This is a genomic window from Limisphaera ngatamarikiensis (assembly GCF_011044775.1).
Lineage (GTDB): Bacteria > Verrucomicrobiota > Verrucomicrobiia > Limisphaerales > Limisphaeraceae > Limisphaera > Limisphaera ngatamarikiensis.
In genome coordinates this window covers 1-15,001 of sequence record NZ_JAAKYA010000018.1, presented here as the reverse complement: position 1 = coordinate 15,001, position 15,001 = coordinate 1, and the positions used below count along the sequence as shown (strand labels likewise).

The 15,001-nt window shown below is 63.0% G+C and carries 9 protein-coding genes and 1 CRISPR repeat array; of the genes, 4 read left to right on the top strand and 5 right to left on the bottom strand.

Translation table 11 applies throughout. The features are described 5' to 3' along the window. Positions 1 to 34: 34 nt before the first annotated feature. A CRISPR array of direct repeats spans positions 35 to 5,271; the repeat unit is 37 nt; unit sequence GTCACCAATGCCTTTCGGCGGTTTGTGGGGTTCCGAC. A 300-nt stretch (positions 5,272 to 5,571) separates the two neighbouring features. Continuing rightward, entirely contained in the window at positions 5,572 to 5,916 is a 345-nt protein-coding gene (cas2, locus tag G4L39_RS03775) for a CRISPR-associated endonuclease Cas2 (protein ID WP_240893779.1), read from the bottom strand. Positions 5,917 to 5,925: 9 nt separating this feature from the next. Further along, positions 5,926 to 6,960: a CRISPR-associated endonuclease Cas1 gene (gene cas1, locus G4L39_RS03770; RefSeq protein WP_165106039.1), complete on the bottom strand. Its 1,035-nt coding sequence runs from the start codon at positions 6,958 to 6,960 to the stop codon at positions 5,926 to 5,928. A 212-nt stretch (positions 6,961 to 7,172) separates the two neighbouring features. On the opposite strand from cas1, the gene aroB reads away from it, so the two are divergent. From aroB to pnp, 4 genes are all read left to right on the top strand, one after another. Next, complete coding sequence (gene aroB / locus G4L39_RS03765) at positions 7,173 to 8,255, top strand: 3-dehydroquinate synthase (protein ID WP_343203294.1); 1,083 nt, start codon at positions 7,173 to 7,175, stop codon at positions 8,253 to 8,255. Between the two features lie 16 nt (positions 8,256 to 8,271). Further along, entirely contained in the window at positions 8,272 to 8,868 is a 597-nt protein-coding gene (locus G4L39_RS03760) for a hypothetical protein (protein WP_165106036.1), read from the top strand. A 79-nt stretch (positions 8,869 to 8,947) separates the two neighbouring features. After that, positions 8,948 to 9,205 carry a 30S ribosomal protein S15 gene (gene rpsO, locus G4L39_RS03755; protein WP_165106035.1) on the top strand — a complete coding sequence of 86 codons (258 nt, stop codon included), beginning with the start codon at positions 8,948 to 8,950 and terminating at the stop codon, positions 9,203 to 9,205. Positions 9,206 to 9,443: 238 nt separating this feature from the next. Beyond that, positions 9,444 to 11,852 (top strand): polyribonucleotide nucleotidyltransferase, encoded by a 2,409-nt coding sequence (gene pnp / locus G4L39_RS03750; RefSeq protein WP_165106033.1) that lies wholly within the window; start codon positions 9,444 to 9,446, stop codon positions 11,850 to 11,852. 222 nt (positions 11,853 to 12,074) lie between these two features. Here pnp and nadB read toward each other — a convergent pair whose 3' ends face one another. From nadB to G4L39_RS03735, 3 genes are all read right to left on the bottom strand, one after another. Further along, positions 12,075 to 13,673 carry an L-aspartate oxidase gene (nadB, locus tag G4L39_RS03745; protein ID WP_165106032.1) on the bottom strand — a complete coding sequence of 533 codons (1,599 nt, stop codon included), beginning with the start codon at positions 13,671 to 13,673 and terminating at the stop codon, positions 12,075 to 12,077. Between the two features lie 68 nt (positions 13,674 to 13,741). Further along, entirely contained in the window at positions 13,742 to 14,602 is an 861-nt protein-coding gene (gene panC / locus G4L39_RS03740) for a pantoate--beta-alanine ligase (RefSeq protein WP_165106031.1), read from the bottom strand. 135 nt (positions 14,603 to 14,737) lie between these two features. Further along, positions 14,738 to 15,001 (bottom strand): sigma-70 family RNA polymerase sigma factor (locus G4L39_RS03735; RefSeq protein ID WP_165106029.1); only part of this gene is annotated, 264 nt, incomplete at its 5' end.

Below are 15,001 nucleotides of genomic sequence, written 5' to 3'. Positions count from 1 at the left end.
CCGGGCGCATGGGTGGGGGGCCGGAGCTCCTGATGTCACCAATGCCTTTCGGCGGTTTGTGGGGTTCCGACGGGTAGTTTGCAGGGAGGATTGCTCCCTGGCGTTGGTTGAGTCACCAATGCCTTTCGGCGGTTTGTGGGGTTCCGACCCCTCCGCCTTACCCGTGATGGGTGGGGCTGGCGGTTTGTCACCAATGCCTTTCGGCGGTTTGTGGGGTTCCGACAGACTGTCGGAGTTCCTGCATTGGCCGCGGTATATGCGGCAGGTCACCAATGCCTTTCGGCGGTTTGTGGGGTTCCGACCATCCTTGCCCCCGCTGAAGGGGGCATTGCCGCCACAAGTCACCAATGCCTTTCGGCGGTTTGTGGGGTTCCGACGCGCCCTCGGAGACGCAGCCGTCGAGCGCGTTTCATGTCACCAATGCCTTTCGGCGGTTTGCGGGGTTCCGACCCGCTGTCAACTGACGGCCCCGACCCGGCTCACCGATGTGTCACCAATGCCTTTCGGCGGTTTGCGGGGTTCCGACGAGTTTTTCCGGACTGCATTCATCCCGGCCTTGGAGGCGTCACCAATGCCTTTCGGCGGTTTGCGGGGTTCCGACGCGGGGTTTCTGACGCTGACCTTCGCGGATCACGTGAGTCACCAATGCCTTTCGGCGGTTTGTGGGGTTCCGACGGCGCCCAAGCAACCGAGCGGTTACCGGTGGTGCCCGTCACCAATGCCTTTCGGCGGTTTGTGGGGTTCCGACCCCGATCCGGAGCCCGGGGTTCTCTATATTGTTTCCGCGTCACCAATGCCTTTCGGCGGTTTGTGGGGTTCCGACTTGCCCTCGCCGTACTATGGGCCAACGCCGACCGCGTGGTCACCAATGCCTTTCGGCGGTTTGTGGGGTTCCGACATGAACCCGTCGCCACATGCGGGGACCAGGCGGGGGGTCACCAATGCCTTTCGGCGGTTTGTGGGGTTCCGACAAGTTTTGGGTGTATGAAAGAGCATTCACTCCGCGTTGTCACCAATGCCTTTCGGCGGTTTGTGGGGTTCCGACTCCTCTGGGAGGAGATAAAGAAGTGACTCGAGTCACGTCACCAATGCCTTTCGGCGGTTTGTGGGGTTCCGACGTGCGGGGAAGGCCGGAGAGCCAGCCTGGCGGGGACCCGTCACCAATGCCTTTCGGCGGTTTGTGGGGTTCCGACCCGATAGCCCCCCGAAAACCCGCGTTTTCGGGGTTGTCACCAATGCCTTTCGGCGGTTTGTGGGGTTCCGACCTGTTGCTCGACGTTTACGACCTCGTCGAGCCACCAGAGGGTCACCAATGCCTTTCGGCGGTTTGTGGGGTTCCGACACTAAGCGAGCGGGAGGACGGCAGGGTCCGTGTGACCCTGTCACCAATGCCTTTCGGCGGTTTGTGGGGTTCCGACTTGTTAGCCGAACAAATATTTGTTCGAAAGCCAGTTGTCACCAATGCCTTTCGGCGGTTTGTGGGGTTCCGACCGGAAACTAGGGCGAAACGAACATGAGAAGTTGGCGAGTCACCAATGCCTTTCGGCGGTTTGTGGGGTTCCGACTGAAGACTAAGGCGCAATTCTATCGCTTGGCCGTGTTGTCACCAATGCCTTTCGGCGGTTTGTGGGGTTCCGACATCCCCGGGGGACCCCCGGGGAATCCCCGGGGCGACCCGGGTCACCAATGCCTTTCGGCGGTTTGTGGGGTTCCGACGCTGTCGAATGGAAGTTTGCGCCACCGGCTGATCTTGCGTCACCAATGCCTTTCGGCGGTTTGTGGGGTTCCGACGCTTGGCCATGGCCATGACCGGGTTGGCCACGGCCTTGGGTCACCAATGCCTTTCGGCGGTTTGTGGGGTTCCGACATGACGAACATGCAACGTCGCGTTGTTGCCTACATTGTCACCAATGCCTTTCGGCGGTTTGTGGGGTTCCGACATGCAAGGTTCGGATTGGTACACGAAAGGTCGTCTACTGTGTCACCAATGCCTTTCGGCGGTTTGTGGGGTTCCGACCCGGGCTCCTGATGTGGAGCCTGATGCGGCAGGACCAGGGTCACCAATGCCTTTCGGCGGTTTGTGGGGTTCCGACAGGCTCACGCCGTTCCGTGGGCTTGGCACTGGGCGGCGCGTCACCAATGCCTTTCGGCGGTTTGTGGGGTTCCGACGCAATGCGAAGAAGACAATCCAACGCGAAGACGTTACTGGTCACCAATGCCTTTCGGCGGTTTGTGGGGTTCCGACCTCCAGGTGGTGGATCCGGAGGCTGCGGCTCGCACCCAGGCGTCACCAATGCCTTTCGGCGGTTTGTGGGGTTCCGACACCACAGACACGGCATGGAAACTTGTCGGGCAAGGCCGTTGGTCACCAATGCCTTTCGGCGGTTTGTGGGGTTCCGACTGGTCATCCGTGATCAGTCAGGCTTCCGCGGGTCGTGTCACCAATGCCTTTCGGCGGTTTGTGGGGTTCCGACAGGGTTCGCGTCAGTCCGAATGTTTGAAGACTGACGCGCCGTCACCAATGCCTTTCGGCGGTTTGTGGGGTTCCGACTCAGTCAAGGGGGAAAAACATTGGTGCGTGGAAGCCTTTGTCACCAATGCCTTTCGGCGGTTTGTGGGGTTCCGACTATACGTTAAGCAGAGGAACAATCACCCCGGGCGTGGAGTCACCAATGCCTTTCGGCGGTTTGTGGGGTTCCGACCGAACCCGGTGCGGAAACTAGGGCGGTTTGAAACGCTTCCGTCACCAATGCCTTTCGGCGGTTTGTGGGGTTCCGACCGGCCGGTACAACATCGAGGTCACCCCCTGGCATCGGGGGTCACCAATGCCTTTCGGCGGTTTGTGGGGTTCCGACTTCATGATGGTGGGCGACAACGGTGTTGTCGCGTTGTAACGTCACCAATGCCTTTCGGCGGTTTGTGGGGTTCCGACTCGTGAAGGCCAAGTGACCTTCTGGCCATGACGGCCAGTCACCAATGCCTTTCGGCGGTTTGTGGGGTTCCGACCGATCACGTGATGGTGTACTGCGACTGTGCTTTCATGACGTCACCAATGCCTTTCGGCGGTTTGTGGGGTTCCGACGCCACGACGGCCACGGGGTCACGGCGTCAACGCCGGGTCACCAATGCCTTTCGGCGGTTTGTGGGGTTCCGACGCCATGCGTGGGCTCTTGTGGGACTTCCGCTATTGGGGAGGTCACCAATGCCTTTCGGCGGTTTGTGGGGTTCCGACTGGAGGATTTCCTCCGGGGAACCCTGGACGACCTGGAGCGCGTCACCAATGCCTTTCGGCGGTTTGTGGGGTTCCGACCGATAGGACCCGCCGGCATGAATGCTGGCGGGTGTTGTCACCAATGCCTTTCGGCGGTTTGTGGGGTTCCGACTGTATCGCGTCACTATGCGTTCCTCGGTGTCCCGTGTGTCACCAATGCCTTTCGGCGGTTTGTGGGGTTCCGACAACGTGCTCATGTGGAGGATCACGGCGACTTTGTGACAGTGGTCACCAATGCCTTTCGGCGGTTTGTGGGGTTCCGACCGCAAGAGCGGAGGAAAACATGAAGATTAAGAGTGGGGTCACCAATGCCTTTCGGCGGTTTGTGGGGTTCCGACTGCAGGTCATCGGGCTGATCAACTGCCTGCCGGAGGATGAGTCACCAATGCCTTTCGGCGGTTTGTGGGGTTCCGACTCAAGGTATTGTAATCGAGTCCCCCATGACGGGGGATCCGTCACCAATGCCTTTCGGCGGTTTGTGGGGTTCCGACTTGCTGCCCAGCTCGAAGATGATGACGCCAAGTATCGGGTCACCAATGCCTTTCGGCGGTTTGTGGGGTTCCGACAAGTGGTATGAAACGATATACGCTAAAACAAATCGGGAGTCACCAATGCCTTTCGGCGGTTTGTGGGGTTCCGACCGGCTCCATGACGGGCCGTTCGTCTGCATTGGTGACGCCGTCACCAATGCCTTTCGGCGGTTTGTGGGGTTCCGACTGGGAGACTGATCGAAGGATCGGCCCCACCTTCCGGCGGGTGTCACCAATGCCTTTCGGCGGTTTGTGGGGTTCCGACGCCGGCGGAAAGGGGAAAGACAAGATGAGGATACCATGAGTCACCAATGCCTTTCGGCGGTTTGTGGGGTTCCGACCACGGAGGTGTTCGAAAAGAACGGATACTCCGATGTGTCACCAATGCCTTTCGGCGGTTTGTGGGGTTCCGACGACATGTCCGGAAGAGGAGCCGATCGTGGGACCTGATGGTCACCAATGCCTTTCGGCGGTTTGTGGGGTTCCGACTCGGCGGAACCCCGATGGGGGGTTCCTTCCTATCCAAGAGTCACCAATGCCTTTCGGCGGTTTGTGGGGTTCCGACCCAACAGACACCAGCAGAAGAGCCTATCGTGGGTGCTGACGTCACCAATGCCTTTCGGCGGTTTGTGGGGTTCCGACGGGCAGGGGCAGCCGCAAGAAGCCCCCCGGGAGAGCGAGTCACCAATGCCTTTCGGCGGTTTGTGGGGTTCCGACATCGCGTTGTGGCAAGAGTTAGGCTACAACGTCAACGTCACCAATGCCTTTCGGCGGTTTGTGGGGTTCCGACCACCCATGAAAACCAAGACCCTGGTCCCAATCCGTGTCACCAATGCCTTTCGGCGGTTTGTGGGGTTCCGACAAGAGGCCTATCAGGCATTTCTGGATGCGAGGTACGAGTCACCAATGCCTTTCGGCGGTTTGTGGGGTTCCGACTGGTTTCAAGCGTTTCAAGCGCTTGGCACGTGGTGTGCTGTCACCAATGCCTTTCGGCGGTTTGTGGGGTTCCGACGTCAAGTTGGATCCGCAGCGTGGTTGCTTTCTTACCATTACGTCACCAATGCCTTTCGGCGGTTTGTGGGGTTCCGACGAACGTGGTGTGGTTGAGGATGTTGCCGGGGCTATCGGTCACCAATGCCTTTCGGCGGTTTGTGGGGTTCCGACAAGTGGTCAAAACCGGATACGAGGTTAAGTGAAAACAACCCGTCACCAATGCCTTTCGGCGGTTTGTGGGGTTCCGACAACCGTTGGACTCCGGGAACGTTCCTGGCGTACACCTTGTCACCAATGCCTTTCGGCGGTTTGTGGGGTTCCGACTGGACCGGGCGGTATGAGATGGTCGATGGGGCCCTGGTCGTGTCACCAATGCCTTTCGGCGGTTTGTGGGGTTCCGACAAGATCTGATCCGCCTGATCGCCCCGGCTTGGTCCGGGGTCACCAATGCCTTTCGGCGGTTTGTGGGGTTCCGACTGTACGGATCCCAAGTTGATGGGGTGGAGCTGGTTGGCCGGGCTCCAGGTCGGGAGCCGGGTTGGCATGCCTTTCGGCGGTAGCGCTGCGAGGCGCGTGTGCGGGGAAAGTGTGGCATAAGTGGCTGGTACGGACAAGGTTGTTGTTGAGGTCGGGAGGTAGGGGTTTCGGGGTGTGCCGGGGTGAAATCCTGGTGTTGGGGGTGGAGGGCGCGGGTTGGGAGATCCGGGGAGGTTCGGGCGTGGTTGGGGTGGTTGGGAGGGTGGGTGATGGATTTGCGGGGTGGGGGTTGGGCATGGATCAGACGAGGTAGCAGACGACGCGGTCGGTGCAGACCATGGTGCCTGCGGTGAGGGTTTCGCGGGCGGCGCGGGCGTCGAGTTTGTAGGCGACGATGCGATCTTCCTGGGGGTTGATGAGGTCGAGGAGTGTGAGCCAGAGGGTTTCGAAGGTGTCGGGGTCGAGGTGGCATTCGAAGACGGAGTATTGGACGCGTGCGCCGTAGTCTTCACAGGCTTTGGCGACTTTGGCGAGGCGTTTGGGGTCTGCGATGTCGTAGGCGATGACGATGAGCATACGTCCTTGGGCGGGTGGGTGGTGTGTGTAGGGGACAGCGGGGAAGGCTTCGTACCACCAGGTGTTCATGGTTGTGGGTTAGTTGATGAGGAAGGGTTCGAAGGCGTCGGGGTTTTCGAGTGCGGTTTTGAAGAGTGTGGCCTGGTTTTCGAGTTGTTGTCGGAGTGTGGTGCGGTGGCCGACGGTTTCGCTGAGGAATTCGCGTTCCATGCGGCGTTCGTATTGGAGGAAGAATTTGCGGCGGCCGTCGGGGTTGAGGAAGCAGCCGCCGTCGCGGTTTTCGAAGTGGCTGTGGTTGAGGATTTTGTGGGAGAAGAGGTCGAGTGCGAGGGCTTCGACGAGGGCGGGTCGGAAGGGTTCGATGAGGTCGAGCGCGAGGGACCAGCGGCCGTCGTCGGGGAGGTGGAGGGTGCCGAGTGCGGGGTCGAGGCCGTGGGCGTGGCAGAAGGCGGTGGCTTCGCTGTAGAGGAGGGTGGCGGCAAAGGAGATGCAGGCGTTGACGGGGTTGTGGGGTGGGCGTGTGGAGCGGCGTTCGAAGGGGAATTCGGCGGGGAGGAAGGTGGCCCAGGCCTGGAAGTAGCGGGCGGTGGCGAGGCCTTCGAAGCCGCGGAGTTCGTCCAGGGAGCGGCTTTGACGGATGGGTGGGAAGAGTTGTTCGAGCTGGTCGAGGGTTTGGCGGACGTTGTCGAGGGCGGGGTCGTCGGAGCCGGCGGCGGTGCGGTTGGCGAGGAGTCGTTGGAGGACGCGGCGTTGGTTGTAGAGTTTGGCGGCGACGATGCGGCGTGCGACGGTGAGGGTGAAGTCCGGGTCGAGGATGCGTTGGTATTGGCGGAGGCGGGTTCGGCCTGCGGGTTGGAGGGCGGGGAGGAAACCGCCGAGGAAGCGGCCTTCCCAGGAGAAGATTTGGATGGGGATGCCGCGGCGGAGGAGTTCGGCCAGTGCGGGTGAGGTGAAGTGGACGTCTTCGCCGGCGACGATGCGTTCGAGGTCGTGCAGGGGGATGGGGCGGAGGAGGGTTTCCTCGCCGGTTTCGGGGTGGGGGCCGTGGACCTCGAGGCGTTGGCTGGTGAGGCGTACGTGGAGTCCTGGTTGTGTGAGGATGGCGGTGGGCATGGCGGGTGTGTCAGGGGCTGAGGGGTTTGGGTTGGGTTTGGAGTTGGGTTTGTGTGCGTGTTTTCATGGTCGGTATGGTTTTTAGTGGTTGTTGCGGGGTGGGGCGAGTTTTCGGAGGTCCGGGGAGGTCCGGCCCGGGGTGGGGGCGGGTGTGGGTGGTTTGGGGTGGTGGCTGCTTTACAGCTGGAAGTGGGGGGTTCTATGTTGGCGGGGTGCGCACGGTTTGTGTTTCGTTGGGTGAGCGGAGTTATGAGATCCGGGTGGGGTCGGGTTTGCTGGCCCGGCTGGGGGAGTGGTGTCGGGATTTGGGTGTGAGCCGGCGTTGTGCGGTGATTACGGATGAGCGGGTGGCGGGGCATTATTTGGGGCGGGTGATGGGGAGTTTGGAGGGGGCGGGTTTGGAGCCGGTGGCGGTGACGGTGCCTGCGGGGGAGGGATCGAAGCGGTGGCAGGTGGTGCATCGTTGTCATGATGCGCTGGCGGCGGCGCGGTTGGAGCGTCGTTCGTTGGTGGTTGCGCTGGGCGGGGGTGTGGTGGGGGATTTGGCGGGTTTTGTGGCGGCGACGTATTTGCGCGGGGTGCCTTTTGTGCAGGTGCCGACGACGTTGTTGGCGCAGGTGGACAGTTCGGTGGGGGGCAAGGTGGGGATCAACCTGGGTGCGGGGAAGAATCTGGTGGGGGCGTTTTATCAGCCGCGGCTGGTGGTGGCGGATCTGGATACGCTGGGGACGTTGCCGGAGCGGGAGTATCGGGCGGGTTTGGCCGAGGTGATCAAGTATGGTGCGATTGCGGATGGGTCGTTTTTCGGGCGGTTGGAGGGTGTGATGGGTGGATTGCTGAGTCGGGATGCGGGTGTGTTGGAGGAGGTGGTGGCGCGGTGTTGTGAGATCAAGGCGCAGGTGGTGTCGGAGGATGAGGTGGAGGGGGGCCGGCGCGAGATCTTGAATTTTGGTCATACGATCGGGCATGCGTGGGAGGCGGTGGCCGGGTATGGTCGGTGGTTGCACGGGGAGGCGATTGCGGTGGGTCAGGTGTTGGAGGCGGAGTTGTCGTGTCGGGTGGTGGGACTGGCGCGGGAGGTTCGGGATCGGTTGGAAGGGTTGCTGGAGCGGGCGGGTTTGCCGACGCGGGTGCGGTGGACGGGTCGGCGTGTGGAACGGTTGTTGGGGGCGATGCGGTTGGACAAGAAGGTGCGGGACGGGCGGATCCGGTTTGTGTTGTTGCGCGGGTTGGGTTGTGCGGAGTGGGGGCATGTGGTGGAGGAGGGGTTGGTGCGGGAGGTGCTGGGTTCGTAGGGGGAGGGTTGGTGCGATGGCCGGCGTGGTGGAGACGATGGTTCGGGAGTATTTCGAGCACCTTGGGTTTTTGGTGCGGCAGGAGCGGAAGTATGTGACGCCGGCGCGGCGGGAGGTGGAGGATGGGGATTTTTGGGTGGTGCATCCCCAGCCGGAGGGTGGGGAGGGCGAGTTGCCGTTTGTGATGGATTCGGCGGCGGTGCGGCGCCTGGGGCGTGCGGTGGTGGGGGTTCGGGGCTGGCATTTGGAGGTGTTGAGTGCGGCGCGGTTGCGGAGTGTGCCGGAGATTTTGCGGTTTGTGGAGCCGGCGGCGTGGCGGCGGGCGTTGCGGGGGTTGGGTGCGGAGCCGGTGCCGTATCGGTTGCTGGTGATTTCGGGTCTGCCGCGGGATGAGGGGGAGCGACGGGAGACGGTGGAGATGTTGCGGCGGCGTGGGGTGGATGGGGTGTTGCCGCTGCGGACGATCTTGTTGGAGCTGGTGCAGGTGGTGGAGCCGAATCGGAATTATGTGAAGTCGGATTTGTTTCAGACGTTGCGGTTGTTGAAGCGGTTTGGGTTTTTGGCGGTGCCGCAGATGGAATTGTTTGGGCGCGGGGGTCGTGGCCGGGGGTGAGGGGTGTGGTACGGGGTGGGGAAAGGGCTTTACAGGGGGTGCAAGGGCGGCATAGGTTACGGGCGGATTAAACAGCGATATGGAATCGAAGAAGCAGATCATCGACAGTTTCAAGCTGCACGAGCGCGACACGGGGTCGGCGGACGTGCAGATAGCGCTTTTGACGCAGCGGATCAACCATCTGGCCGAGCATTTGGAGAGGAACAAGAAGGATCACAGCTCGCGTCGGGGGTTGTTGATGATGGTGAGCCAGCGACGGCGTCTGCTGGATTATTTGCGGCGGACGGCGTATGATCGGTACGTGGCCGTGATCCAGAAGCTGGGTTTGCGCCATTAAACCGTTGTGTTCGAAAGGGTCGGCCCGGGCGTCATGGGGACGCACGGGTTTTGATGTTTCACGGCCCGCTGTCTTCGGGATGGGAGGCACGGTCGTCCCGGAAGGCGGCAAGGAGGAAGCCACCGTGCCGGAGAGAGGCCCCGTTGCCGGCGGGCAATTTCAATCAGTTCCGGATCCGCGGTTTGTTCGGGTTTGATTGAAGTTTCTCGGCGGCAGTCGGGGCCGGAAGAGTTGGGACATGCATACGAAAGTGACCGCCCTGGTGGGCGAAGCGCCGATTACGATTGAGACGGGCAAGATTGCGAAGCAGGCGGATGGCGCCGTAACGGTTCAGTTGGGGGAGACCATTGTGATTGTGGCTGCGGTGGCGGCCACGAAGCCGCGTGAGGGAGCCGACTTTTTCCCGCTGACGGTGGATTACCGGGAGAAGGCGGCGGCGGCGGGGCGGTTCCCCGGCGGGTATTTCAAGCGGGAGGGTCGGCCGACGGAGAAGGAGATTGTCACGTCCCGGATGATTGACCGGCCGATCCGGCCCTTGTTTCCGAAGGGGTGGTTCAACGAGGTGCAGGTGCAGGCGATTGTGTTGAGCGCCGACGGGCAGAACGATCCGGACGTGTTGTGTGTGAATGGGGCTTCGGCGGCGTTGATGGTGAGCGACATTCCCTGGGACGGGCCGGTGGCGGCGGTGCGGATCGGCCGGATCAACGGTCGGTTTGTGGTCAACCCCACGCATGATGATCTGGAGCGGAGCGATTTGGATTTGGTGTACGTGGGGACGGAGAGGGAGCTGATCATGTTTGAGGGGTCGGCCCGGGAGATCAGCGAGTCGGATTTTCTGGCGGCCCTGGAGTTTGGGCATCAGGCGATCCAGCCGTTGATTGCAGCGCAGAAGGAGCTGGCGGAGAAGGCCGGCAAGCCGAAGCGGAGCATCACGCTGCTGAAGGCACCGGAGGAGATTCTGGAGCGTGCGCGAGTGCTGGCCGGGGATCGGGTGGTGCCGGCGTTGCTGACGCCGGGCAAGCTGGCGCGGGAGGCGGCGGTGAACGCCCTGTTTGAGGAGGTGGAGCAGAAGCTGTTGGAGGAGTTCGGGGCGGAGAAGGTGACGGACTTTGTCAAGAACGAGGTGCGGTATCACATCCAGCATGCGGCCATTCGGGGTCTGGTGTTGAATGAGGGCAAGCGGATGGATGGCCGGGCGATGGATGCGATCCGCCCGATTTCGTGCGAGGTGGGTCTGCTGCCGCGTGCGCATGGTTCGGCCTTGTTCACGCGTGGTGAGACGCAGGCGATGGTGCTGGCGACGCTGGGTACGGGAGAGGACGCGCAGGAGTTTGACGCGTACACGGGGGGCGCCACGGAGAAGCGGTTCATCCTGCACTATAATTTCCCCAATTTTTCCGTGGGGGAGACCGGGCGGATTACGGGTCCGGGTCGGCGTGAAATCGGGCATGGGAACCTGGCGGAGCGTTCGCTGGCGCCGTTGCTGCCCCTGGACGACTACCCGTACACGATTCGTGTGACCAGCGAGATTATGGAGTCGAACGGTTCGACCTCCATGGCCACGGTGTGCGGGGGCTCGCTGGCGCTGATGGATGCGGGCATTCCGTTGCAGCGGGCCGTGGCGGGGATCAGCATCGGGCTGGTGACGGAGTACGACGCCGAGGGTCGGCTGGCGCGGTATCAGTTGCTGACGGACATCATTGGAGCCGAGGACCACTTCGGCGACATGGACTGCAAGATTGCGGGCACGGATCGCGGGATTACGGGTTTTCAGCTGGACTTGAAGCTGCGCGGTTTGCCGCTGAACGTGATTGCGGAGGCGGTGGAACGGGCGCGTGTGGCGCGTCTGGCGATCCTGGAGGAGATGAACAAGGTGCTGTCGGCGCCTCGTCCGGAGCTGAGCAAGTATGCGCCGCGGATTTTGACGTTGAAGATTGATCCGGAGAAGATTGGCACGCTGATCGGCCCGGGCGGCAAGAACATCAAGAAGCTGGTGGACGAGTCGGGTTGCGAGATTGACATCGAGGACGACGGTACGGTGCGCATTTACTCGGTGTCGGAGGAGGGGATGCGGATTGCCCGGGAGGCGATCGAGGCCCTTTCGGCGGAGGCCGAGGTGGGGAAGATCTACCGTGGCAAGGTGGTAACGATCAAGGACTTCGGTGCGTTTGTGGAGTTTTTGCCGGGGAAGGACGGCCTGGTCCACATCAGCGAGCTGGCGAACTTCCGGGTCAAGAAGACGGAGGACATTGTCAAGATTGGCGATGAGATTTGGGTGAAGGTGCTGGGTGTGGACGAGAAGGGTCGGGTGCGCCTGTCACGGAAGGCGGCGATGAACGAGCGGGATGCGCAGATGGCGGCTCAGCAGGGGGGCGGGACCGGAGAGGGTGCGGCCGCGTCGGCGGTGGCGGAGGGCACGTCTGGTGGGGAGCAGGCGCAGTCGGCGGGTTCGGCACCGTCGCAGACCCAGGGGGCTTCGGGCGGGGGTGGTCATGGGAGTGCCGGGGGCCGGTCGGCTGAGCGTTCGCCGCAGCACCGGCAGGAGTCGCGTGAGCGTGGGCACCGGTCCGAGCATGGGCATGGGGGGCGTCGGTCGCGGGGTGGCCGCGGCGGAGGTGGCGGGAATCGGAACCGTGACCGTCGGTGATTCTGCCACCCGGGCCGGTCGGGTGCTGTGTGAGTGGGACCTGAAGGGCCGGCCCGGGGAGACAGGAAAGGTTGGGAGAGTTGATTCCAAGGCCCGGCGATGGAGCTCGCCGGGCTTTTTAAGTTTCGGAAGGCCTGGCGGGGCGGTGTTCTCGTGGGAGAGCGGTGTGGCCCGGGCAAGTGCAGGTTAAGTGGGTGTCGGTTCGGGACCGTGGTTAGGGGTTCAGGGTTTGCGGATGATGGTGTCGCGTTGTTCCCAAGCGGGGTCGGGGTTGGGATGGTCGAGGGTGTAGTGGAGACCGCGGCTTTCGGGGCGTTGGAGGGCGGATTGAACGATGATTTCGGCGACGGTGGCGAGGTTGCGGAGTTCGAGGAGGTCGGGTGTCACGATGAAGTTCCAGTAGTATTCCTGGATTTCCTGCTGGAGGTTGGCGAGGCGTTTTTGGGCGCGGAGGAGGCGTTTGGTGGTGCGGACGATTCCGACGTAGTCCCACATGCAACGGCGGATTTCGTCCCAGTTGTGGGATACGACGACCAGTTCGTCCGGGTTGGTGGCGTTGCCGGTTTGCCATGGGGGGATGTCGAAGTCGACGGGTGGCAGGTCGGCGCGCAGGGCGTGTTGGGCGGCGCGGTGGGCGCAGACGAGGGCTTCGAGGAGGGAGTTGCTGGCGAGGCGATTGGCGCCGTGGAGGCCGGTGCAGGCGACCTCGCCGATGGCGTAGAGGCCGGGCAGCTCGGTGACGCCGTCGACGGTGGCGACCACGCCGCCGCATTGGTAGTGGGCGGCGGGCACGACGGGGATGGGTTCCTTGGTGATGTCGATGCCGTAGCGGAGGCAGGTTTCGTAGATGTTGGGGAAGCGTTGGATGATGAAGGGGGCGGGTTTGTGGGTGATGTCGAGCAGGACGTGGTCGGCGCCCGTTCGTTTCATGACGCTGTCGATGGCGCGGGCGACGATGTCGCGCGGGGCGAGTGATCCGAGGGGGTGGACGTCTTTCATGAACTCGACGCCGTCGAGGGTTTTGAGGACGCCGCCCTCGCCGCGGACGGCTTCGCTGATGAGGAAGGATTTGGCCTTGGGATGATAGAGGCAGGTGGGGTGGAACTGGATGAATTCCATGTTGGCGATGGGGACGCCGGCGCGGTAGGCCATGGCGACGCCGTCGCCGGTGGCGATGTCGGGGTTGGTGGTGTAGAGGTAGACCTTGCCGCAGCCGCCGGTGGCCAGGACGGTGACGGGGGCGGCGAAGGTTTTGACCTGGCCGGTGAGTTTGTCCAGGACGTAGGCGCCGACGCAACGGTTGGGGCCGGGGCGGCCGAGTTTGCGGGTGGTGATGAGGTCGATGGCGAAGTGGTTTTCGAAGAGGGTGATGGTGGGGCGGGCGGCCACGGCGCGGAGGAGGGCGCGTTCGATTTCGCGGCCGGTCATGTCGCGGGCATGAAGGATGCGGCGTTTGCTGTGGCCGCCTTCGCGGCCGAGATCGAGCTCGCGCCCGCCGTCTTCGCCCGGGACTTCGCGTTCGGTGAACTGGACGCCCAGTTCGATGAGTTCGGCGATGCGGGCGGGCCCTTCTTCGACGACGGTGCGGACAACGTCGGGTTTGCAGAGGCCGGCGCCGGCGGCGAGGGTGTCGCGGATGTGGAGTTCGAAGGAGTCCTCCCGGCTGGTGACGGCTGCGATGCCGCCCTGGGCGTAGTTGGTGTTGGATTCGGCGCGATCTTTTTTGGTGACGATGGCGACGCGGCCGTGGGGTGCCACCTTGAGGGCGAACATGAGGCCTGCGATGCCGCTGCCGAGGACGAGGTAATCGTAGCGTTCCATGGTCCGGGATTGTAGCAGGGACGGGTTTTGGTTGCGATGCGGATGGAATTGGGCCCGGGGTTGTGCTGTCAGAGTCGATCGTTGTCGATCAGTCGCGTTTTGCCGATGAAGACGGCCAGGGCCATGTGAGTGCCGGGTTGGACGGTGTGCACGGGCTGGAGGGTGTCGGAGTCGAAGAAGGCCACGTAATCGAGGCGGGCGGAGGGTTGGCTGGCCACGAGGCGTGCGACGGCGCGGCGGAGCTGGCCGGCGGGGGTGGGGCGTTGTCGGACCCGGTTGCGGGCAAACTGGATTGCGCGGAAGAGGATGGTGGCCTGCTGTCGTTCTTCGGGGGTGAGGTAGGTGTTGCGCGAGCTCATGGCCAGACCGTCGGGTTCCCGGACGGTGGGTGCGACGACGATGCGCACGGGGAAGTTGAGGTCGGCGACCATGCGCCGGATGATGGTGACCTGTTGCCAGTCTTTGGCGCCGAAGACCGCGATGTCGGGCAGGACGAGGTGAAAGAGTTTGGCAACGATGGTGGTGACACCGCGGAAATGGCCGGGTCGGGAGGCGCCCTCCATGAGGTTGGAGAGTTTTTCCTCGACGACGTAGGTGGAGTAGCGGCCTTCGGAGAGGCCCGGGTACATGGCCTGGTCGTCCGGTGCGAACACGGCATCCACGCCCTCGGCGCGGCAGAGCTGGAGGTCGCGGTTGAGGTCGCGCGGGTAGCGTGTGAAATCCTCGTGGGGGCCGAACTGGGTGGGGTTGACGTAGATGCTGACGACGACTTTGCCGCGGGGTCCGGCGTGGCGGCGTGCGACGCGGATGAGGCTGAGGTGGCCTTCGTGGAGGTACCCCATGGTGGGGACGAAGGCGATGCGGATACCCCGGCGCTGCCAGCGGCGGGCCAGTTGTTGCATGGCGGACGGTTCCTGTATGAGACGCATGGGATCAGGTTGCCCGGGCGGTGGTGGCGCCACAATGCGGATGTGGTTGGGGGTGTCGGTGGGCGGCCGGACTGGGGGTTGGGGTGCGGTTGCGGGCTGGCGGCGGTTGTGGGATGGGTGGTGGGCGGGGTGTGTTCAGGGGTTCCATTCGCCGGTTTTGAGGTAGGGTTTGAGTCGGCGTTTGAGGGTTTCGCGGGCGCGGAAGATGAGGGATTTGGTGGCGGAGAGGGAGCAACCGAGGACGGCGGCGATTTCCTCGTAGCTCCAGTCGCCCTGGCGGCAAAGGAGGATGGCGGTGCGCTGGTTTTCGGGGAGGTCGGCGAGGGCTTCCTCGATTTTTTGTTCCAGTTCTGCGTGCAGGAGGGACTCGGTCGGGGGTGGGACGGTGGGGTCGGGTGG